The 20,205-nt window shown below is 74.0% G+C and carries 19 protein-coding genes; 12 read left to right on the plus strand and 7 right to left on the minus strand.

All coding sequences use genetic code 11. The annotated features are described in order from the left end of the window. Positions 1 to 117 precede the first annotated feature (117 nt). From ACFVN3_RS11320 to ACFVN3_RS11340, 5 genes are all read left to right on the plus strand, one after another. Positions 118 to 1,221, plus strand: coding sequence for a PhoH family protein (locus ACFVN3_RS11320; RefSeq protein ID WP_378232931.1), 1,104 nt, complete (start codon positions 118 to 120; stop codon positions 1,219 to 1,221). After that, complete coding sequence (gene ybeY, locus ACFVN3_RS11325; protein ID WP_087469283.1) at positions 1,218 to 1,670, plus strand: rRNA maturation RNase YbeY; 453 nt, start codon at positions 1,218 to 1,220, stop codon at positions 1,668 to 1,670. The genes ACFVN3_RS11320 and ybeY overlap by 4 nt, the downstream gene beginning before the upstream one ends. After that, complete coding sequence (locus ACFVN3_RS11330; RefSeq protein ID WP_378232932.1) at positions 1,667 to 3,004, plus strand: hemolysin family protein; 1,338 nt, start codon at positions 1,667 to 1,669, stop codon at positions 3,002 to 3,004. The genes ybeY and ACFVN3_RS11330 overlap by 4 nt, the downstream gene beginning before the upstream one ends. Then, entirely contained in the window at positions 3,001 to 3,951 is a 951-nt protein-coding gene (gene era, locus ACFVN3_RS11335; RefSeq protein WP_378232933.1) for a GTPase Era, read from the plus strand. The genes ACFVN3_RS11330 and era overlap by 4 nt, the downstream gene beginning before the upstream one ends. Before the next feature lie 91 nt (positions 3,952 to 4,042). Then, on the plus strand, positions 4,043 to 5,641 hold the full coding sequence (locus ACFVN3_RS11340) for an alpha/beta hydrolase family protein (protein WP_378232934.1): 1,599 nt from the start codon (positions 4,043 to 4,045) through the stop codon (positions 5,639 to 5,641). Here the strand turns inward: ACFVN3_RS11340 and ACFVN3_RS11345 are convergent. Next, positions 5,638 to 6,624, minus strand: coding sequence for an IS481 family transposase (locus ACFVN3_RS11345; protein WP_378232935.1), 987 nt, complete (start codon positions 6,622 to 6,624; stop codon positions 5,638 to 5,640). The genes ACFVN3_RS11340 and ACFVN3_RS11345 overlap by 4 nt on opposite strands. 209 nt (positions 6,625 to 6,833) lie before the next feature. Between ACFVN3_RS11345 and ACFVN3_RS11350 the strand changes: the two genes are divergently transcribed. From ACFVN3_RS11350 to ACFVN3_RS11380, 7 genes are all read left to right on the plus strand, one after another. Beyond that, entirely contained in the window at positions 6,834 to 7,319 is a 486-nt protein-coding gene (locus ACFVN3_RS11350; protein ID WP_378232937.1) for a hypothetical protein, read from the plus strand. Between the two features lie 149 nt (positions 7,320 to 7,468). After that, positions 7,469 to 8,965 (plus strand): PQQ-binding-like beta-propeller repeat protein, encoded by a 1,497-nt coding sequence (locus ACFVN3_RS11355; protein ID WP_378232938.1) that lies wholly within the window; start codon positions 7,469 to 7,471, stop codon positions 8,963 to 8,965. 130 nt (positions 8,966 to 9,095) lie between these two features. After that, positions 9,096 to 11,228: a hypothetical protein gene (locus tag ACFVN3_RS11360; protein WP_378232940.1), complete on the plus strand. Its 2,133-nt coding sequence runs from the start codon at positions 9,096 to 9,098 to the stop codon at positions 11,226 to 11,228. 287 nt (positions 11,229 to 11,515) lie between these two features. Then, positions 11,516 to 13,297, plus strand: a complete 1,782-nt coding sequence (gene leuA, locus ACFVN3_RS11365; protein ID WP_378232942.1) for a 2-isopropylmalate synthase — start codon at positions 11,516 to 11,518, stop codon at positions 13,295 to 13,297. A 170-nt stretch (positions 13,298 to 13,467) separates the two neighbouring features. Next, positions 13,468 to 14,268: a DNA repair protein RecO gene (recO, locus tag ACFVN3_RS11370; protein ID WP_378232944.1), complete on the plus strand. Its 801-nt coding sequence runs from the start codon at positions 13,468 to 13,470 to the stop codon at positions 14,266 to 14,268. After that, positions 14,268 to 15,059, plus strand: coding sequence for an isoprenyl transferase (locus ACFVN3_RS11375; RefSeq protein WP_378232945.1), 792 nt, complete (start codon positions 14,268 to 14,270; stop codon positions 15,057 to 15,059). The genes recO and ACFVN3_RS11375 overlap by 1 nt, the downstream gene beginning before the upstream one ends. A 57-nt stretch (positions 15,060 to 15,116) precedes the next feature. Then, the gene (locus tag ACFVN3_RS11380; protein ID WP_378232947.1) at positions 15,117 to 15,494 is read left to right on the plus strand and encodes a VOC family protein; all 378 of its coding nucleotides are present in this window, start codon (positions 15,117 to 15,119) and stop codon (positions 15,492 to 15,494) included. A gap of 68 nt (positions 15,495 to 15,562) precedes the next feature. Here the strand turns inward: ACFVN3_RS11380 and ACFVN3_RS11385 are convergent, their stop codons facing one another. From ACFVN3_RS11385 to ACFVN3_RS11410, 6 genes are read right to left on the minus strand one after another with little or no spacing between them, the layout of a single operon-like run. After that, positions 15,563 to 16,252 carry an alpha/beta fold hydrolase gene (locus ACFVN3_RS11385; protein ID WP_378232948.1) on the minus strand — a complete coding sequence of 230 codons (690 nt, stop codon included), beginning with the start codon at positions 16,250 to 16,252 and terminating at the stop codon, positions 15,563 to 15,565. A 30-nt stretch (positions 16,253 to 16,282) separates the two neighbouring features. Further along, the gene (locus ACFVN3_RS11390) at positions 16,283 to 16,888 is read right to left on the minus strand and encodes a DedA family protein (protein ID WP_378232949.1); all 606 of its coding nucleotides are present in this window, start codon (positions 16,886 to 16,888) and stop codon (positions 16,283 to 16,285) included. A gap of 3 nt (positions 16,889 to 16,891) precedes the next feature. Beyond that, the gene (locus ACFVN3_RS11395; protein WP_087472417.1) at positions 16,892 to 17,281 is read right to left on the minus strand and encodes a Fur family transcriptional regulator; all 390 of its coding nucleotides are present in this window, start codon (positions 17,279 to 17,281) and stop codon (positions 16,892 to 16,894) included. Next, entirely contained in the window at positions 17,278 to 18,246 is a 969-nt protein-coding gene (locus tag ACFVN3_RS11400) for a metal ABC transporter permease (RefSeq protein WP_378232950.1), read from the minus strand. The genes ACFVN3_RS11395 and ACFVN3_RS11400 overlap by 4 nt, the downstream gene beginning before the upstream one ends. Next, positions 18,243 to 19,073, minus strand: a complete 831-nt coding sequence (locus tag ACFVN3_RS11405) for a metal ABC transporter ATP-binding protein (protein WP_378232951.1) — start codon at positions 19,071 to 19,073, stop codon at positions 18,243 to 18,245. The genes ACFVN3_RS11400 and ACFVN3_RS11405 overlap by 4 nt, the downstream gene beginning before the upstream one ends. Then, on the minus strand, positions 19,070 to 20,059 hold the full coding sequence (locus ACFVN3_RS11410) for a metal ABC transporter substrate-binding protein (RefSeq protein ID WP_378232952.1): 990 nt from the start codon (positions 20,057 to 20,059) through the stop codon (positions 19,070 to 19,072). Before ACFVN3_RS11410 ends, ACFVN3_RS11405 begins: the two co-directional genes overlap by 4 nt. Positions 20,060 to 20,205: the final 146 nt, after the last annotated feature.

Below are 20,205 nucleotides of genomic sequence, written 5' to 3' on the forward strand. Positions count from 1 at the left end.
TGCGCGAAAGGACGTGTGGGGCCCGGTCACGCTCGGTACGATGGAGGCGATCTGCGGGGCCGTGGCGGCCCCGGTCCTACCGTCCGACCGAAGGAGCGCAGCGGCGCAAGCCGGCTCATGACCTCTCCGTCCCGAGAACCCGACCCCCAGCCGCACCGGGTCGAGCACCGCATCGTCATCCCGACCCACGTGCCGATGGTGGCGCTCCTCGGCAGCCGCGACTCCGTGCTCCGGGCCGTCGAGGAGGGGTTCCCCTCGGTCGACGTGCACGTGCGCGGCAACGAGATCGCCGTCTCCGGCCCTCCGGGAGACGTGGCGCTCGCCTCGCGCCTGCTCGACGAGCTCGTCGAGGTCGTCGAGGCCGGCACGCAGCTCACGGCGGACGTCGTGTCGCGCTCCATCGCGATGCTCACGGCCGCGACGGCGTCGCGCCCGGCCGAGGTGCTGACGCTCAACATCCTCTCGAGCCGCGGGCGCACGATCCGGCCCAAGACCGTCGGGCAGAAGCGCTACGTCGAGGCGATCGACGCGAACACCATCACGTTCGGCATCGGGCCCGCCGGCACCGGCAAGACGTACCTCGCGATGGCCAAGGCCGTGCAGGCGCTCCAGTCCAAGCAGGTCAACCGGATCATCCTCACGCGCCCGGCCGTCGAGGCGGGGGAGCGCCTCGGGTTCCTGCCCGGCTCGCTCACGGAGAAGATCGACCCGTACCTGCGCCCGTTGTACGACGCGCTGCACGACATGATCGACCCCGACTCGATCCCCAAGCTCATCGAGGCGGGCACGATCGAGGTCGCGCCGCTGGCCTTCATGCGCGGCCGGAGCCTCAACGACTCGTTCATCATCCTCGACGAGGCGCAGAACACGACGACCGAGCAGATGAAGATGTTCCTCACGCGCCTCGGGTTCGGGTCGCGCATGGTCATCACGGGCGACGCGACGCAGGTGGACCTGCCGGGCGGCACCCAGTCCGGGCTGCGCGTGATCGAGGACGTCCTCACGGGCGTGGACGACGTCGAGTTCTGCCGGCTCACGTCGTCGGACGTCGTGCGCCACCGGCTGGTGAGCGAGATCATCGACGCGTACGCGCGGTGGGACCTCGCGTCCGGGACCGGCGCCGGGGTGCGACAGGGGACGGGCGGCGGGCCGCGCCGCCGCGACGACGAGCGCCGTGGACGCCCCGCGGCCAGGGACCGACGGACGAGGGACGACGCGTGAGCATCGAGGTCAACAACGAGACCGAGGCAGAGGTCGACGAGGCCGAGTTCGCGGCGCTGGCACGCTACGTGCTCGACGCGATGCGCGTGCACCCGCAGAGCGAGCTGTCGATCCTCTTCGTCGACACGGACGTGATGACCGAGCTGCACGTGCGCTGGATGGACGAGCCAGGCCCGACCGACGTGCTCTCGTTCCCCATGGACGAGCTGCGGCCGGGCCGCGACGGCGAGGTGTCCGGGCCGGGCCAGCTCGGCGACGTCGTGCTGTGCCCGGAGGTCGCCGCGCAGCAGGCGGTCACCGCGGGCCACTCGACCGCCGAGGAGATGCTGCTGCTCACGACGCACGGCATCCTGCACCTGCTCGGCTACGACCACGCCGAGCCGGAGGAGGAGAAGGAGATGTTCGCGCTCCAGCGCAAGCTGCTCCTGACCTTCCTCGCCGGCCGGTGAGCGGCGAACCCGTCGCGCTCCTGGCGATCCTGACCGTCCTCACGGTCGTGCTCGCCGCAGCGCTGAGCGCCGGCGAGGCGGCGGTGCTGCGCGTGACGCGCGCGGCGGTGAGCGAGGCCGCGCTCGGCGAGGACCTGACGACGTCGCCGCGACCCTCGGGGCGCCGTGCGCTCGCCCTGCTCGCGGACCCGGCCGCGACCGCCCGCTCCGTCGGCTTCGTGCGCGTCGTCGCCGAGGTCGCCGCGATCACGTGCCTCACGCTGCTCGTCGCCGCGTGGCTCGAGCCGTGGTGGCAGGTCCTGCTCGTCGCGCTCGCGGTGAGCGTCGTCGTCGGGCTCCTCGTCGTGCGCGTCAGCCCGCGGTCGCTGGGCCGGCGGCACGCCGTCCGCGTCCTGCTCGCCCTCTCGGGCCTCCTCACGGGGATCGTCGCCGCGACCCGCTGGCTCACGCGCCTCGCGCCCGCGCCGGACTCCGGGGCGCACGAGCGCGAGCTCCAGGACATGGTGGACCGCGTGAACGAGTCCGAGGTCATCGAGGAGGAGGAGCGCGAGCTCATCCGCTCCGTGTTCGAGCTGGGCAGCACGCTCACGCGCGAGGTCATGGTCCCGCGCACGGACATGGTCACGACCTCGCGGGACACGCCGCTGCGCAAGACGCTGTCGCTGTTCCTGCGCTCGGGCTTCTCCCGCATCCCCGTGACGGGGACGTCGGCGGACGACCTGGTCGGCGTCGCCTACTTCAAGGACGTCGTGCGCGTCCTCCAGGGCGGCCCGGGCACGGACGCGCGACCTGTGGGCGACGTCGCGCGCGCCGCGATCTTCGTGCCCGAGTCCAAGCCTGTGGACGACTTGCTGCGCGAGATGCAGGCGTCGTCCTCGCACATCGCGATGGTCGTCGACGAGTACGGCGGCATCGCCGGGCTCGTGACCATCGAGGACGCGCTCGAGGAGATCGTCGGCGAGCTGACCGACGAGCACGACCGGCCCGAGCCCGAGGTCGAGGACCTCGGCGAGGGCGTGCTGCGCGTCCCTGCGCGCCTCGGCGTGGACGAGCTCGGCGAGCTCTTCGGGCTCGACCTGGACGACGACGACGTGGACACCGTCGGCGGTCTGCTCGCCAAGACCCTCGGCAAGGTCCCGCTGCCCGGCTCCGTGGCCGACGTCCACGGCCTGCGGATCGAGGCCGACCGGGTCGAGGGCCGGCGCAAGCAGCTCGCGACCGTCCTCGTCTCCCACGCCGCCGCACCGTCCGAGGTGCCGCCCGCAGCACCCCCCGAGCCGGAGACCCCGGCCGACCCCCGACCCTCCCTCCCGACCGTGAAGGACACCCCGTGAGCACGACCACCCCTGAGCACCGCTCCGGATTCGCCTGCCTGGTCGGGCGGCCCAACGCCGGCAAGTCGACCCTGACCAACGCCCTCGTGGGCCAGAAGGTCGCCATCACGTCCGGGCGGCCGCAGACGACCCGGCACACGATCCGCGGGATCGTGCACCGGCCCGACGCGCAGCTCGTGCTCGTCGACACGCCGGGCCTGCACCGGCCCCGCACGCTGCTCGGCGAACGCCTCAACGACCTCGTGCGCGAGACGCTGACCGAGGTCGACGTCATCGCGTTCTGCCTGCCCGCGGACCAGAAGATCGGGCCGGGCGACCGGTTCATCGCGAACGAGCTCGCCGAGCTCATGCGGGGGCGCCGCGGCACGCCCGTGGTCGCCGTCGTGACGAAGGCCGACCTCGTCGACCGCGGCACGCTCGCCGCGCACCTGATCGCCGTGGACCGGCTGGGGGAGATCGCGGGCGGCTGGGCGGACATCGTCCCGGTCTCCGCGCAGGACGGGTACCAGGTCGACGTCCTCACCGACGTCCTCGTCTCCCACCTGCCGGAGGGCCCGGAGCTCTACCCGGGCGGGGAGCTCACGGACGAGCCCGAGGCGGTGATGGTCGCGGAGCTCGTGCGCGAGGCGGCGCTCGAGGGCGTGCGCGACGAGCTCCCCCACTCCCTCGCCGTCCAGGTCGAGGAGATCGCGCCCCGCGAGGGCAGCGGCGACGAGGCCAGCGGGCGCCCGCCGCTGCTCGACGTGCGGGTCAACCTCTTCGTCGAGCGCGACTCGCAGAAGGCGATCGTCATCGGCCGGGGCGGTTCGCGCCTGCGCGAGGTCGGCACGCGCGCCCGCCACGGCATCGAGGCGCTCCTCGGGACCCGCGTCTACCTCGACCTGCACGTCAAGGTCGCCAAGGACTGGCAGCGCGACCCCAAGCAGCTCCACCGGCTCGGGTTCTGACGCGTCCGGCGAACGGGCGGGGGAGAGCCCCCGTCCGTTCGTCGGGGCGTCATCAGGGACCCGCGTCCGGGGCGCGACGTACGATTCCCCGGTGATCTTCCGGACCGCCGCGACCACCGCCGCCCTCGCGATCGTCCTCGCGATCGTCGGTGCGGTCACGGGACCGCAGTGGGACCCCGTGCCCGTGACCGAGCACCTGCAGCCTGCGACGCCCGACACGACGATCGGCGGCCAGCCCCCCGGCGGCGCCGCTCCGGTCGGCACGTTCGACGTGCGGGAGACGGACGTGACGGTCCGGCTCGACGGCGCGACGGTCGGCGGTATCCTGCGCGAGCCCGTCGACGCGGGCGACGACCTCCCGGGCGTGGTGTTCGTGCACGGCGCGGGCACGGGCCTGGCGACGGAGGCCTTCGTGGACGTCGCGGCCGACCTCGCGAGCGCGGGCGTCGTCACCCTCGTCCCGGACAAGCGCCTCGACACGTACACGACGCGCCACCGCGACTACGAGGCCATGGCGCGCGACTACGAGCACTCCGTGGAACTGCTCCGGGCGCGACCGGGGGTCGACCCGGACCAGGTCGGCCTGTACGGCGAGTCGGAGGGCACGTGGATCGTGCCCGTCATGGCGGTCGAGGACCCGACGATCGCGTTCTCCGTGCTCGTGTCCGCCCCGGTCGTGCCGCCGCGCCAGCAGGCCGCGTTCGCGGTCGACAGCTACCTGCGCAACACCGACGTCCCGCACGGGGTGTTCCGCGCGATCCCGCGCGCGGTCGGCATGGCGATCCCGGGAGGCGGGTTCGAGTACGCCGACTTCGACGTCGAGCCGTTCCTCGAGCGGTTCACCCAGCCGGTCCTCGTCGTCTACGGCACCGCGGACCCGTCGATGCCGGTCGAGCAGGGCGCGCAGCAGATCCTCGACGCGACCGGACCGTCGTCGGTGTCCGGCGGCACCGACGTCACGGTCCGGTTCTACGAGGGCGCGAACCACGGGATCAAGATCGACGACGTGCTCGTCCCCGACTTCCCGCGCGACCTGGGAGCGTGGATCACGTCCCTGCCGGCCAGCGCGACCGCGCTGCCGCAGGTCGCCGGCGCGGAGCCGAACCAGCAGTACCTCGCCGGACCCGTCCCGACGCCGCGCTGGCTCGGCAACGGCGACCTCCTCGTCGGGCTCGTGCTCGGCGCCGTGGGCCTGCTCGTGCTCGGGCCGGTCGTCGGGCTCCTGGGCGGGCTCGTGCGGCGTCTGCGTCGTGTCGCCGGGCGTCCGAGCGCGCCGGCCGGGCTCGCGCCCGGCTTCCGGCTGCCGCTCGCCGGGCTCGGGGCGGGGGCCGTCGGGACGACGGCGGCCCTCGTCGTCTATCTCGTCGCGGTCGCCCGGCTCGCGCTCGACTACGAGAAGGACGCGTGGGTCGTGCAGGGCGGCTGGGTGGGGGTCCGGCTCGTCGGCCTCGCCACGCTCGTGGCGGCGGCGCTGCTCATCAACCGTTCGGCCGAGGTACGGGCCGCCCGCCGCGCCGCGGCGGACCTGGCCGACGCGTCGGGCACGGACGTCGTCGACGAGGGTCGGGCGGGGGTGCTGCGGGTCGCGCGGGGCGTGACGACGCGCGTCATGCTGTGGTGCGTCGTGGCGGGCTCCGCCGTCCTGCTCGTGATCCTCGCGTACTGGGGCGTCTACCAGCTCGGCATCTAGGTGTACTGACCGGACAGGTTGGTCAATCGGGTGATCGGTGGCTTGTTCCCGCAAGCGGTGTGGGGGCGGTGGTGGTTGTACTCGTGGATCCATGCTGCCAGGGCAGCGCGTCGTTCGGTCTCTGAGGTGTAGGCGCGGGCGTAGCCCCAGCCGTCGGCGAGGGTGCGGTGGAAGCGCTCGATCTTGCCGTTCGTCTGGGGCCGGTAGGGGCGGGTCCGGGTGTGCGTGATCTCGAGTTCGGCGCAGGTCTCGCGCCACAGGTGTGAGCGGTAGGGCGAGCCGTTGTCCGACAAGACTCGTTGGGTGGTGATGCCGCGTGCGGCGAACCAGGTCACGGCCCGGCGCAGGACGTCGGTCGCAGTGACGGCGGTCTCGTCGTCGTGGACCTCGGCATAGGCGACCCGGGAGTGGTCGTCGATCACGGTGTGCACGAACGCGTGCCCCATCTTCGGATGGCTGTAGGCGTTCTTGGGCTTGCCGGGCGTTGCCGCCCGGTGGCGTCTGCCCTGGGGCCTGCCTACGAACCGCCGCCCGCCGCCGTCGGGGATGTTGCCGAGCTTCTTGACGTCTACGTGCAGCATCGCGCCGGGGTGGTCGTGCTCATAGCGGCGCACCGGCTCACCGGTGGCCCGGTCGACGTGCGAGAGCCGGTTGAGCCGGCACCGGACCAGGACGCGGTGCGCAGTCGAGGGCGCAACCCTGGTCAGCGCGGCCAGCTGGACCGGGCCCAGACGCTTACGCAGCCGCAACGACACGATCCGCCTGGTCGTCGCCCGGTCGGTCTTGGCCGGCATCCGGCGCGGACGCGAAGACCGGTCCGCCATGGACTCCCCGGTCGCGTACCGGTCGGCCCACCGTTTGACCGTCGGCCACGAGCACTGGAACCGGGCCGCGACCTCCGCGATCGGGACGTGCTGGTCGATCACCAGCCGGGCGACCGTGAGCCGGGCGCGCGGCGTCAGAGCGGCATTAGCGTGGGACACGAGGGCCTCCTGTGAGCGGAGCGGATACCTAGGCAGTTCCACTCCACCGCGGGAGGCCCTCGCGCGCTACCAGATCAGATCAACGCGTCGCACTCATTCGACCAACGTCTCCGGTCAGTACATCTAGGGCACGTCCGTTCGTGACCCGCCGCCCGGTCCGGCGTCGCCTCGGGCATGATGCGTGGCAGGACGCGAGCGAGGGGGTGCTCATGGGGGAGCAGCACGTCGGGGAGGAGCCCGGGCCGGCACGACGTCGACGCCCGCGCCCGCCGGTCTGGGTCGGGACGGCGGCCGTCGTCGTCGGGGCGCTCGTCGTCGTCGCGGTCCTGGTGCCACGGCTCGCGGGGGGTGGTCGAGACTGCCCGGCGATCGCCTACTCCAGCACCCTCGAGGTGGTGCTCTCGGGCGACTCCGCCGCGGTGGCCCACCTTCAGGTGCGCACCGGCGACGACGAGGGGTGGCAGCCACCGGTGCCGTCGGGTCCGGACATGTCGGGTCCCGCGAACCCGCCGTCGCGGGACGGTGACACCTGGACCCTCACGCTCTTCGACCCGACCAACCCGATCGGGCTCCGCGCGCTCGACGAGGCCGGACACGTCCTCGCCCAGACCGAGAGAGCCGTCGACATGGTCCGCGTCGGAGGCTCCGAGGCGTGCGGCGGCCCGGTGGAAGGCCGGATCGGCTGGACGCTCTGACGCACGAGCCGCTCCGGCCGGAGCCCGTCCCGGCCTCCCGGGGTTGGTGCTGAGACGACGACCGGGTCGCGCGGGGCCGGGATGCGTCACCGTGGGTGAACCCGCACGCTCGCGCGGCATACCGGTCGGTGCGTGCCTATCGTGGAGGGGTGAGGCGCCGTCGGCTCGCGCAGGACCGGGCGGCTCGTGCCGGGCATGCCACCCACGAGCCGACGACGGACGGTGCCGGGGCACCGGCGAGCTTCGAGCTCCTCCCCCCCGAGCTGCGCACCGACGACCGCTTCGACGCCGTGTTCGACGTGGAGCCGGAGACGGAAGCCGGCGCGCGAGCGCGTACCCGGACACCGACGGGCACGTCTCCCGAGCCGCCCCACGGTGGCGACCAGGACGGTGTCCCGCGCCGCGCCTGGTACGCGCACCCGGTGCCGTGGGTCGCCGTCGGGGTCGCCGCGGCGCTCGCGGGATCGGTGGCGTTCACGGCCTCGATGGAGGACGCGCGGCCCGTCGACGTCACGGCGCTCGCCGGCGGGCTGCGACCGCTCGACGAGCCCCCGGAGCCGCGTTGGACGGTTCCCGTAGAGCCGGGCACCGAGCTCGTCCCGGCTGTCGGCGCGGTCGTCACGGTCGACGGCGGCCTCACCGGGTACGCGGTCGAGGACGGCGCGGTGCTCTGGCGGTCCGAGCTCCTCGGCGACCGCGCGACGTGCCTGCCGGCGCCGGGCGAGCCCGCCCGCGAGGTGGTGGTGTGCGCCGTCCCGACCGGGTGGCGCGAGCAGGTCGCCCGGATGGTCACCGTCCGGTCCGCGACGGGGGAGGTCCTCGGGGACCGCACGGTCGAGACCGCCGGCCGCCTGTCCGTCGTGCCGATCGGCGCGGCCGACGTCGTGCGCGCCTGGTGGCGGGGCGACGAGGTCGCGCTCGCCCGAGAGGACGCCGCGACGGGCGAGGTCCGCTGGGAGCTCGCGCTCGAGCACGACGGGCTCGGTCGCGGGGGCGACGTCGTGCTCGACGTCCGGCGCGGCGTCGTCGACGTCCTGGCTCCCGGGGTGGCGGCCGCGCTCACCGAGGACGGGCGCTCCCTGGTCGAGGACGACGTGTGGACGATCGTGCGGCTCCAGGACGGGCGCTACGTGGGCAACGAGTACGGCCGCGGCACGGCGACCGTGTTCACGGCGGCGGGCGAGCCGGCCTTCCGGGTCGAGGGCCGGGTCCTCGAGGCACCGCTCTCCGACGGCTCCGCGCCGGGCGTGCTCGTGACGAACACGTTCGGGAGCATCGTCGGGGTCGACGCCGCGACCGGCTCGGAGCTCTGGTCGCTGCCGGGGACCGGACTCCGCGCGGTCGCGCGCGTGGACGGGCGCGTCGTCGTCCAGACGGACTCGACCTACCGCAGCGTCGACGCGCGCACGGGCGAGGAGGCCTGGGCCGTGGATCTCGACGACGACGGGCCGGGACCGGTGCTCACGGACGGTAGGTCGCTCTACGTCACCGAGCGCGGCCGCGGCGGACCGGGGCTCGTGTCGATCGCGCTCGACGACGGCGTCGTCGAGTGGCGCTGGCTCCTGCCCGAGGACACGTACCACGTCGTCGCTGTCGAGGGCCGCCTCTTCCTCCTCGGCGCCGACTGGCTCACGGCCGCCTCCTGAGCCGGTCCGGATCGAGGTCCGCGCCGCGTGGGCGCTTGAAGACGCACGTGATGAACCGGTAGAAACGGTCGGGGCCCGTCGGCCCGGCGTGCGTGCGTCCGGCACGGCGCGACAGCGTAGGGAGTGCACGATGACCAACCAGACAGAGCCGGCCGAGGACCCGCAGCCCGGTGCTGCGGGCGCCGGGCCGACCACGGTGCCCGAGGGCGCCGCGGTGGGTGACGGGGACTCCACGGCCGAGCACGCAGGCGTCGGCGAGGAGGGCAGCGAGGCGACGGGGACGGGCGAGACGCCCGCCGAGCCGGTCGCCCCGTCGGGAACCGCCTCACCCTTCGCCGGGATCCCCGTGAGCGACTACGTGCGCGACGGCGTCGCAGCGCTCCTGCTCCTCGTGTCCCTCGCGCTGCCGTGGGACGTCGCGAGCCGTGCGTCGGACAAGATCGAGGTCGTCCTGCTGACGATCCTCTCCCTGCTCACCCTCGCGCTGCCGTACCTCGCCCGCACCGGGGTGCTGCCCTCGACGTGGACCGTGCACACGACGCGGAAGGTCCGCCTGCTCGCCAACGCCCCGTACGTCCTCCTCGTCGGCGTGTACCTCGTCGTCGACGTCGTCGGGGGCGGGGACTTCGGCGACGGCTGGGGCGGCGTCGGCTCCGCGGCCGCGCTCGGGCTCGCGGGCGCGCTCCTCGCGGCGCAGCCGCGCGAGAGCGAGCTCGGACCGCAGGACCAGGACCGCGCGGTCACGAACCGCTGGCTCCAGGCGCTCCTCGTCGGGGCCGCCGTCCTGGCGGTGACCGTCCTGCTCACGGTCATCCTCACGGTCACGGGAGCGCGCCTCGGTGGTGCCCTCTTCGTCCTGCTCGTGCTCGTCTCCGCGCTGTTCGTCCTCGCGCTCGCCGGGCTGCCGACGTACGGCACGTGGCGCCGCTCCGAGGCGGCGCGCCTCACGCTCGTCGGGCTGGGCGTCATCCTCGCGGTGGCGTTCGTGCTCGGCTCGGGCAACAACGGGCTCGTCACGATCGAGAGCACGCACGGCGGCCGGTTCGGGCTCGTGCTCGTCCCGGCGCTCGCCGCGATCGCCGCCGCGCCCGCGGTGCACCGGGCGATGACCGCGGCCGACCCCGTGAAGACCTGGGTGCGTGTCGCCGTGAACGCCCTCGACCTCGCTCTCGTCGTCGCCGGGTACGTCGCCGTGAGCGCCGTGCTCACGCTGGCCGACGGCGCTCGCGGCGTGCCGGTCGTGCTCGCCGTCGTGGTGGGCGTCCTCGCGGCGGCCGTCGCGTTCGTCGCGCGCCGCTCGCTCGCCCGTGACGCGACGTCGGGTCGCCCGCTGGCCCTCGGCGGGGCCGGCGTCGTCGCCCTGCTGGGCATCGTCCTGCTCGTCGTGACGTCCAACCGGGTCGTGCTCGGCGGTGGGGTCGAGCACGTGCTCCTCGCCTTCGGGCTCCCGCTGCTCGTCGTCGGCGCCCTGACCGTCCCGCGCGAGGTGCGCGCGTACTTCGCCGAGCACCGTCCGGTGCCCGCCGCTGCCGCCGGGGAGGCGGCGCAGGCGTACGTCTGGCAGCCGCCCGCGCCCAAGCCGGTCCGTCCGGCGCCCGTCGCGCCGTCGGGACCCGCAGCGGCGCAGCCGCCGGCCGGTTCCTACCCCGGGTCCTACGAGGGGACCCCGCACGGTGGTGCGGCGTACCCGGGTGCCGCGCAGACCGGTCCGGTCGCCGCGCAGCAGCCGGACCAGGGTCGCTGGGCGCCCGCGGGCGGCGACGCGACCGAGGTCCTCCCGGTCCAGCAGGTCGAGCCCGAGCGCAGCGGGTACGCGGCGCGCCCGGGGCTGGACCCCGACCAGGGCCCCTCGACCGCCGTCATGCCGGCGTACCAGGAGGGGCAGCCGGGTACCGGCCCGCAGCCGGCCGCGCAGCCCGGCGCGGGGTCGCCCGCGCAGGGCTACCAGGGGTACGGCCAGCAGGGCTACCCCCAGCAGGGCTACCAGCAGCAGCCGCAGCAGGGCTACGGCGGCGGCTACGGGCAGCAGCCCGCGGCGCAGCCGCAGCAGTCGTACTCGCCGCCCGCCCAGGTCCCGGGCTTCACGGCCGCCCAGGCGCTCGACCCGAGCACGCCGCTCGAGGTCCTCGCGCAGATCGTCCAGGACGCGCCGCACCTGCGCCCCCAGGTGGCGGCGAACCCGTCCACCTACCCGGCGCTGCTGGAGTGGCTCGGCAACCTCGGCGACCCCGCCGTCGACGCCGCGCTGCGCTCGCGCCGCTGACCGACCGACGACGCCCGGTCGCCCTCCCTCGGAGGCGGCCGGGCGTCGTCGTGCCGCCGTGCGAGGGCGACGAGCGGGGCCGAGCCCCGGACCTCCGCGGCGCGCGCGTGCGACGTGCCCGAGGAGCGGACGTCCGCGGGGCACGGATCGCGGGGGAGTACAGTGGGCGTCGTGCACCTGATGCGGCAGCTCCTCCTTCGTTGCCGCGGCGAGGCTCTCTAGCCGGTCCCTCGTCGCGGTGGTCGGTGTGCCGGCTGACACCCATCAGACGACCCGAAGGACCCACGATGAACGCCTCAGCCCCCTCCTCGACGCCGACCGTCACGGACGCGAACCCGCAGCAGCCGTCGGGCATGCCGATCCACAAGTACCTGCCGTTCCACCGGCAGATCGACGTGTCGGTGCCCGACCGGACGTGGCCCGACAAGCGCATCGAGACCGCCCCCCGCTGGTGCGCGGTCGACCTGCGTGACGGCAACCAGGCCCTCATCGAGCCCATGAACGCGGAGCGCAAGCTGCGCATGTTCGAGCTGCTCGTCGAGATGGGCTACAAGGAGATCGAGGTCGGCTTCCCGTCCGCCTCGCAGACCGACTTCGACTTCGTCCGGATGCTCATCGAGGAGGACCGCATCCCCGACGACGTCGTCATCCAGGTCCTGACGCAGTCGCGCGAGCACCTCATCGCCCGCACCTACGAGGCCATCAAGGGCGCCAAGCAGGCGATCGTCCACCTGTACAACTCGACGTCGGTGCTCCAGCGCGAGGTCGTGTTCCGCTCCGACCCCGAGGGCATCATCGCGATCGCGGTCGACGGCGCACGGCTGTGCAAGAAGTTCGAGGAGACCGTCCCGGAGACGACGGTCTACTACGAGTACTCGCCCGAGTCGTACACCGGGACCGAGCTCGAGTTCGCCGCGCGCATCTGCAACGAGGTGCTCGAGGTCTTCGAGCCCCGCCCCGACCGCAAGGTCATCATCAACCTGCCCGCGACCGTCGAGATGGCGACGCCCAACGTCTACGCCGACTCGATCGAGTGGATGAACCGGCACCTGAACAACCGCGAGGACGTCGTCCTGTCGCTGCACCCGCACAACGACCGCGGCACCGCGGTCGCGGCCGCCGAGCTGGGGTACCAGGCCGGCGCCGACCGCATCGAGGGCTGCCTGTTCGGCAACGGCGAGCGCACCGGCAACGTGTGCCTCGTGACGCTGGGCATGAACCTGTTCAGCCAGGGCGTCGACCCGCAGATCGACTTCTCCGACATCGACCACGTGCGCCGCACCGTCGAGTACTGCAACCAGCTCGGCGTGCCCGAGCGTCACCCCTACGCCGGCGACCTCGTCTTCACGGCGTTCTCCGGCTCGCACCAGGACGCCATCAAGAAGGGCTTCGACGCGATGGCCGTCCACGCGGAGGCCGAGGGCAAGACGGTCGACGACCTCGTGTGGGCCGTCCCCTACCTGCCGATCGACCCCAAGGACGTGGGCCGCTCCTACGAGGCCGTCATCCGCGTCAACTCGCAGTCCGGCAAGGGCGGCATCTCCTACCTGCTGAAGTCGGAGCGCCACCTCGACCTGCCGCGGCGCCTCCAGATCGAGTTCAGCCAGGCGGTGCAGCACCACACCGACCAGCAGGGCACCGAGGTCACGGGCGACGACATCTGGCGGATCTTCTCCGACGAGTACCTGCCGGTCGAGGCCGACTCCGGCCTGGAGCCGTGGGGCCGCCTCAAGCTGCGCTCCACGCGCGCGTCGTCGAGCGAGGACGGGCCGGACACGCTGAGTGTCGACGTCGTCGACCGCGGTGAGCAGCTCACGCTCGAGGGCACCGGCAACGGCCCCGTCGCCGCCTTCGTGGACGCGGTCGCCCAGGTGGGCGTCGACGTCCGCGTCCTCGACTACGCCGAGCACGCCCTGTCCGAGGGCGGCGACGCGCTCGCCGCGGCCTACGTCGAGTGCCAGGTGGGCGACGACGTCCTGTGGGGCGTCGGGATCGACCCGTCGATCACGACCGCCTCGCTCAAGGCCATCGTGTCCGCCGTCAACCGTGCGGAGCGCGCCGCCTCCTGACGCGTGACGCAGCCCCCGCCCGACCTGTCGGGCGGGGGCTGCGTCGTGCTGACGAGAAGCGAGAAGTGGCCCCCCGCGGGTGGCGGGGAGGGGCAGCTTCTCGCGTCTCGTGACCGGGGTTCCGCTGCGGGTCGGCACGTGGCGTGGGTGGCATGACGGACAATGGGGGCGTGGTGCTGTACCGAGACGACGCGATCGTGCTGCGCGCCCAGAAGCTGGGCGAGGCGGACCGTATCGTCACCCTCCTCACGCGCGAGCACGGCAAGGTGCGCGCCGTGGGCAAGGGCGTGCGGCGCACGTCGTCCCGGTTCGGGGCGCGGCTGGAACCGTTCATGGTCGTCGACGTCCAGCTCTACGCGGGCCGTTCGCTGGACACGGTGACGCAGGCGGAGACGATCGGCCCGTACGCGCGGCGGATCTGCGAGGACTACGGCCTGTACACGGCGGGCGCGGCGATGCTGGAGACGGCGGAGCGGCTCGTCGCGGACGAGCGGGAGCCGGCGGTGCAGCAGTACTGGCTGCTCGCGGGGGCGCTCCGGGCGCTGTCCGAGCAGGCGCACGCGCCGGGCCTCGTCCTGGACTCCTACCTCCTGCGGGCGCTGGCGGTCGCGGGCTGGGCGCCGTCGTTCGTCGACTGCGCGCGCTGCGGCGAGCCGGGCCCGCACCACGCGTTCGCCGTCGCGCAGGGCGGCGCCGTGTGCTCGCGCTGCCGCCCGCCCGGTGCGACGGCGCCCGCCCCCCAGACCTTCGCCCTGCTCGCCGCGCTGCTCGCGGGGGAGTGGGAGACCGCCGACGCGTCGGACGCCCGGCACCGCAAGGAAGCGAGCGGCCTCGTGGCCGCGTACAGCCAATACCACCTGGAGAGAACGTTGCGATCACTGCGCATGGTCGAGCGGGACGCGCCCGTCGCCCCGCCCGCCGGACCGGTCGGCGTCCCCGTGAACCGCCCCGGCACCGGGGCGGACGCCTGATGGCGAAGCGGACCTACGCCCCGCCCTTCCCGCACCCGAGCGGCGAGCGGGCACCGTCGATCCCGGCGCAGTTCGTGCCGAACCACGTGGCCGTCGTCATGGACGGCAACGGTCGCTGGGCCAACGCGCGCGGGCTGCCCCGCACCGCCGGCCACGAGGCGGGCGAGGCCGCGCTGCTCGACGTCGTCGCGGGAGCGATCGAGATCGGTGTCAAGCACGTGTCGGCGTACGCGTTCTCGACCGAGAACTGGAAGCGCTCGCCCGAGGAGGTCCGCTTCCTCATGGGCTTCAACCGCGACGTCATCCGGCGCCGTCGTGACGAGATGGGCTCGTGGGGCGTGCGCGTGCGGTGGGCGGGTCGCCGGCCGCGGCTGTGGACGTCCGTGATCAAGGAGCTCGAGATCGCGGAGGAGCAGACGAAGAACAACGACGTGTGCACCCTGACGATGTGCGTCAACTACGGGGGGCGTGCGGAGATCGCCGACGCCGCGGCCGCCATCGCGCGCGAGGTCGCCGCCGGGCGGCTCGACCCGGGCAAGGTGACGGAGCGAACGATCCAGCAGCACCTCGACGAGCCCGACCTCCCGGACGTGGACCTGTTCCTGCGCAGCTCGGGCGAGCAGCGCACGTCCAACTTCATGATCTGGCAGGCCGCGTACGCGGAGCTCGTGTTCCTGCCGGAGCCGTGGCCGGACGTCGACCGTCGGTCGCTGTGGCGCGCGGTCGAGGAGTACGCGCGCCGCGACCGCCGCTACGGCGGCGCGGTCGACGCGGTGGGCGGCACCGCCTGAGGTCGAGGTCCTGCCGTGCGGGGGACGGCGTGGGCGGCGGCCGGTAGCGTGCGCGCCATGGCTCTGAGCATCGGCATGGTGACCGCGGACTCCACCGACCCCCGTCCGCTCGCGCAGTGGTGGGCACGTCAGCTCGGCGGGAGGGTCGTCGACGAGTCGGACGGGTGGTTCCTCGAGGTCGTGCCGGGGGAGGGAGTGACCGCCCCGGTCCTCGGCTTCCAGCGCGTCGAGGACCCGACGCCCGGCAAGAACCGGCTGCACCTGGACCTCGGGACGTCCGACCGCGAGGCCGACGTCGCTGCTCTCGTGGCCGACGGCGCGACGTTCGTCGCCGAGCACACGATGCCGGGCTACCGCTGGGCCGTGCTCGCGGACCCGCAGGGCAACCAGTTCTGCGTGGGCGCTGCCGACAGCTCGGCGACGACGACCGGCTGAGCCGCGGTCCGGCGAAGCGCCGCGACAGCTCCGCCCCGGGCCGACCCCGGCCCGCCCGGGACGCGCCGTCAGCGGACGAGCGCGTCGAGCCGCGAGGCGAGCTCGACCGGCCGGCTGAGCGCCACGAGGTGGCCGCCGGGGAGCGTCTCGACCTCGGCGCCGAGGCGCTCGCGGGCGACGGCGCGCTGGAAGGGCACCGGGAAGAGCCGGTCGTCGTCGCCCTGGAGCACGACCGTCGGCACGGCCGGCCAGGCGCGCGCCGGCCACGGCTCGGCGAAGGAACGCTCGGACGGCTGCCGGTCGCTGCGCTGCACGACGGCGGCGACGTCGTCGGGCACGTCGTGGAGGAAGTCGTCCACGGGGTCGAACGGCCCGAGCCCGGTCGCCGCGCGCCGCGCGGCGTGGTCGGTGGCACGCCACCAGTCGGCACCCGTCTCGCCCGGCAGCGGGATCATGGGGTTGAGGAGCACGAGCAGACTCACCCCCTCGCGCTCGCACACGAGCGGTCCCACGTACGCGCCCATGGACTGGGCGACGACGACGAGGTCGTCCCGCTCGGCGGGACCGGCAGCGCGGTGCAGGGAGCGGTGCAGGGCCGCGACGGCGACGTCGGTGAGGTCCGCCCAGCCGTAGGCCTCGTCGTGCTGGGGCAGGTCGACGGGCACCGGCAGGTGGCCGAGCCGGACGAGCTCCGGCGCGAGCAGGTCCCAGTACGCGGGGTCGCCGCCGGCGCCGGGCAGCAGGAGGAACGTGGTCATGCACGTTCGGACGGTCGGGCGCGCGTCATCTCATCGGTCGAGGCGCGGCGCGTCCCGTGCGTCCTGGACGCGGGCGTCGGTGTCGAGGGCGAGGGGGTTCCCGTCGAGGGCGGCCGTCGAGCCGGCCGCGGCGACGGACCCTCGGGCGCCGCGGCGTCGAACCATGACGACCACCCCGACGACCGCGGCGAGGACGAGCAGGACCAGCGCCGCGACGCCCCACGGCGACCCGGTCGCCGCAGCGAAGGCGGCGGTCCACACGGCCCAGCCGACGGTCGCGTAGATGGTCGCGTGGATCGCGCACCCGAGCGTCATCGCGGCGAGGTAGCGGCCGAACGGCATCCGGACGACGCCCGCGGCGGCGTTGACGACCGTCTTGGTCCCGGTCGCGAGGAAGGACACGGGGACGGCGAGGACGCCCCACCGGCGGACCGTCTCGATCCCGCGCGCCGCCGAGCGTCCGGACAGCCAGGCGTGGACGCGCGCGACCCAGGGCTTCACGGGGCGGGTGCGGTCGAGCGTCCACGTCGTGACGAGCCGCGCGATCCAGTACGTCGCCTGCGTCCGGACGAACGCGATCGCGAAGAAGAACCCGAACAGCGCGGCGAACGGGGCGCCGTCCAGCGCGTCGGGCACGGCTCAGTCCCGCGCGGAGGCGCGGGCGCACCCCGCGCACGTGCCGAACAGCTCGATCGTGTGCTGGATGTCGACGAACCCGTGCGACGTACCCACCTGGTTGGCCCACGCCTCGACGGTCGGGCCGTCGATCTCGACCGTGCGGCCGCAGGTGCGGCACACGAGGTGGTGGTGGTGCTCGCGGCGCTCGCACCGGCGGTAGAGGTTCTCGCCCTCCTCGGTGCGCAGCACGTCGACGTCGCCGCCGTCCGCGAGGCTCTGGAGCGTGCGGTAGACCGTGGCGAGGCCGACGTTGTCCCCGCGCGTGCGCAGGATCTCGTGGAGCTGCTGGGCGCTGCGGAAGTCGTCGAGGTCCTCCAGCGCGTCCGAGACGGCGGCGCGCTGCCGGGTCATGCGCTGCACGTGTCACCTCCGGGTGTGCGGGTCGACGCCCCCGAGGGTACGAGGTCGAGCTCGACGTCGTCGGGGATGTCCGGGTGCGGGTCACGCGCCACGCGCGGGCGTCGCCGGACCCACAGCGGCCGCAGGACGGCGACGAGGAGGTAGGTCGCGATCGCGAGGACCACGATGGTCGCGCCCGGGGAGACGTTGTTCCAGTACGTGAAGGACAGCCCCACGACGCACACGACCACGCCGACGACCGACGCGACGAGCATCGTCCGGCGGAACGAGCGCGTGACGAGCTGCGCGACCGCGACGGGCACGATCATCAGCGCGCTCACGAGCAGCAGCCCGACGACCCGCATCGACACCGTCACCGTGAGCGCGGCGACGACCGCGACCGCGATGTTGAGCGTCCGCACGGGCAGGCCCGACGCGCGCGCGAACTCTTCGTCGTGGCTCACGGAGAACAGGGCTGCGCGCAGCCCGACCCCGACGAGCAGGATCACGGCGCTGAGCACGATGGTGAGGACGAGGTCCGACGACGTGACGGTCGAGATCGAGCCGAACAGGTACTGCATGAGGCTCCCGGACGAGCCGCCCGCGAGGCCGATGAGCAGCACGCCGCCCGCGATGCCGCCGTAGAAGAGGAGCGCGAGCGCGAGGTCGCCGCTCGTCCGGCCGCGCTCGCGCACGACCTCGATCGCGACGGCGCCGAGCACCGCCGCGACGACCGCCCCCGGGATCGCGAGCGCGTCGTTCGGGACGACGCCCATCGCCGCCCCGACGAGCCAGCCGAGCGCGACGCCGGTGAGGGCGACGTGCCCGATGCCGTCGCCGAGGAGCGAGAGCTTGCGCTGCACGAGGTAGGTGCCCACGACGGGCGCGCTGACACCGACGAGGAGCGCGGCGAGGAGGGCGCGCTGCATGAGCGGGTCGGTGAGCATCAAGGAGATCTCGGAGAACAACGTGGTCATGAGGCCGTCCTGGGTGCGTGGCCCGCGGCGAGGTCGGGGTTCAGCGTGTCGGTGAGCCCGGTCTCGGGACCGCCGGAGCGGTTGTCGGTGTCCGCGGGCTCGTGCGGGTGCAGGTGCTGGTGCGTGGCGCCGGCGTGGGTCGACGACGCGCGGGGCGGGGCGCCGTCGTGCACGACGCGGCCGTGCCGCAGCACGACGGCGCGCTCGATGAGCGGGGCGAGCGCCCCGAGCTCGTGGAGGACGACGAGCACGGTGAGCCCGTCGCCGACGAGCCGCGTCATGGTCGCGGCGAACGCCTCCTGGCTGGGCTTGTCCACGCCGGCGACCGGCTCGTCGAGGACGAGGAGGTCGGGCCGGCGGACCAGGGCGCGCGCGATGAGCACGCGCTGCTGCTGGCCGCCCGACAGCTCGGCGGTGGAGTCGTCCGCGCGGTCGGCGAGCCCCACGAGGTCGAGCGCCTCGACCGTGCGCGCCCGCCAGCCGCGGGGGAGCCGGAGGCGGCCGCCACCGAGGAGGCCGGAGGCGACGACCTCGGACGCGGTGGAGGGCATGCCCGACGGCGCGGCGACGCGCTGCGGCACGTACCCGAGCCGCTGCCAGGGCAGCCGGGGACCGAGCGGTGCACCGAACAGGTCGACGGAGCCGCGGGACAGCGGGACGATCCCGACGAGAGCCCGCACGAGCGTCGACTTGCCCGACCCGTTGGCGCCGAGGACCGCGACGACCTCACCGGTGCCGACGGTCAGGTCGATCCCGCGCAGGATCTCGCTCCCGCCGAGGGTCACGTGGACGTCGCGGGCGGCGACGAGCTCCGCTGCGCCCGTCATGAGCAGGCGAGGCCGGAGGTGAGCGCCTCGAGGTTGGACTCCATGACCTCACGGTAGTCCGTCGCACCCTCCGCGAGGCTCTCGATCGGGTCGAGCAGAGCGGTCTGCACGCCGAGGTCGTCGGCGAGCGTCTGGGTCACCTTGGGGCTGACGAGCGTCTCGAAGAAGAGCGTGGTCACGCCGTTCTCGCGGACGACCTCGCCCACCTCGCGCAGGCGCGCGGGTGACGGCTCGGCCTCGGGGTCGATGCCCGAGATGCCCACCTGGTGGAGGTCGTAGCGCTCCGCCAGGTACCCGAACGCCTCGTGCGACGTGACCAGCGTCGCGCCCGCGCAGGGCGCGAGCGCCTCGGAGAACTCGGTGTCGAGGTCGTCAAGGTCCGCGGTGAGCGCCGCGGCGCCGGCGGCGTAGTCGTCCGCGTGGTCGGGGTCGATCGCGGAGAGCTCTTCCGCGACGGCGTCGCCGACGGCGGCGAGGCGCGTCGGGTCGAGCCAGAAGTGCGGGTCGGTCGCGCCGTGGTCGTGGCCGTCGCCGGACTCGTCCGCGTGCTCTGCGTGCTCCTCCGCGCTCTCGTCCGCGTGCTCGCCCTCGCCGCCGGGGTGCTCCTCGAGCCCGGCGGACGCGGCGGCGTCGACCACGTGCTCGGGTGCGCGCTGCTCGATGCCCTCGTCGACCGCGGGCTGGAAGCCCGAGAGGTAGACGACGAGGTCGGCGTCGCCGATCGCGCGCACCTGGGCGGGCGCGAGCTCGAGGTCGTGCGGCTCGGCCGCGGGCGGGGTGAGGTTGGAGACGTCGACGTGCTCGCCGCCGACCTGCTCGACGACGTACTGGAGCGGGTAGAACGACGCGAGCACCTGGAACCGCCCGTCGTCGCTGCTCCCTCCGGAGCCGCCGTCCCCGGGGGAGCACGCCGCGACGAGCGCGGCCGTGGCGAGGGCGGCGGTGGTGACGAGGGCGCGACGGCGCCGGACGGGGGAGCGGTGCATGGCTCCAGTCTCCGCCTTCTTGAGAATGAATGTCAAAACCGTTCCCGGTGAGGCGGGTCACGGCCGGGTACGCTGGTCGGTCGGCGCCCGTGCGGGCGTCGCCCACCCGTCCAGCCCCCACGAGCCACGTGCGGGGCCGTGAGCAC

The organism is Cellulosimicrobium sp. NPDC057862 (assembly GCF_042797035.1).
Taxonomy (GTDB): Bacteria; Actinomycetota; Actinomycetes; order Actinomycetales; family Cellulomonadaceae; genus Cellulosimicrobium.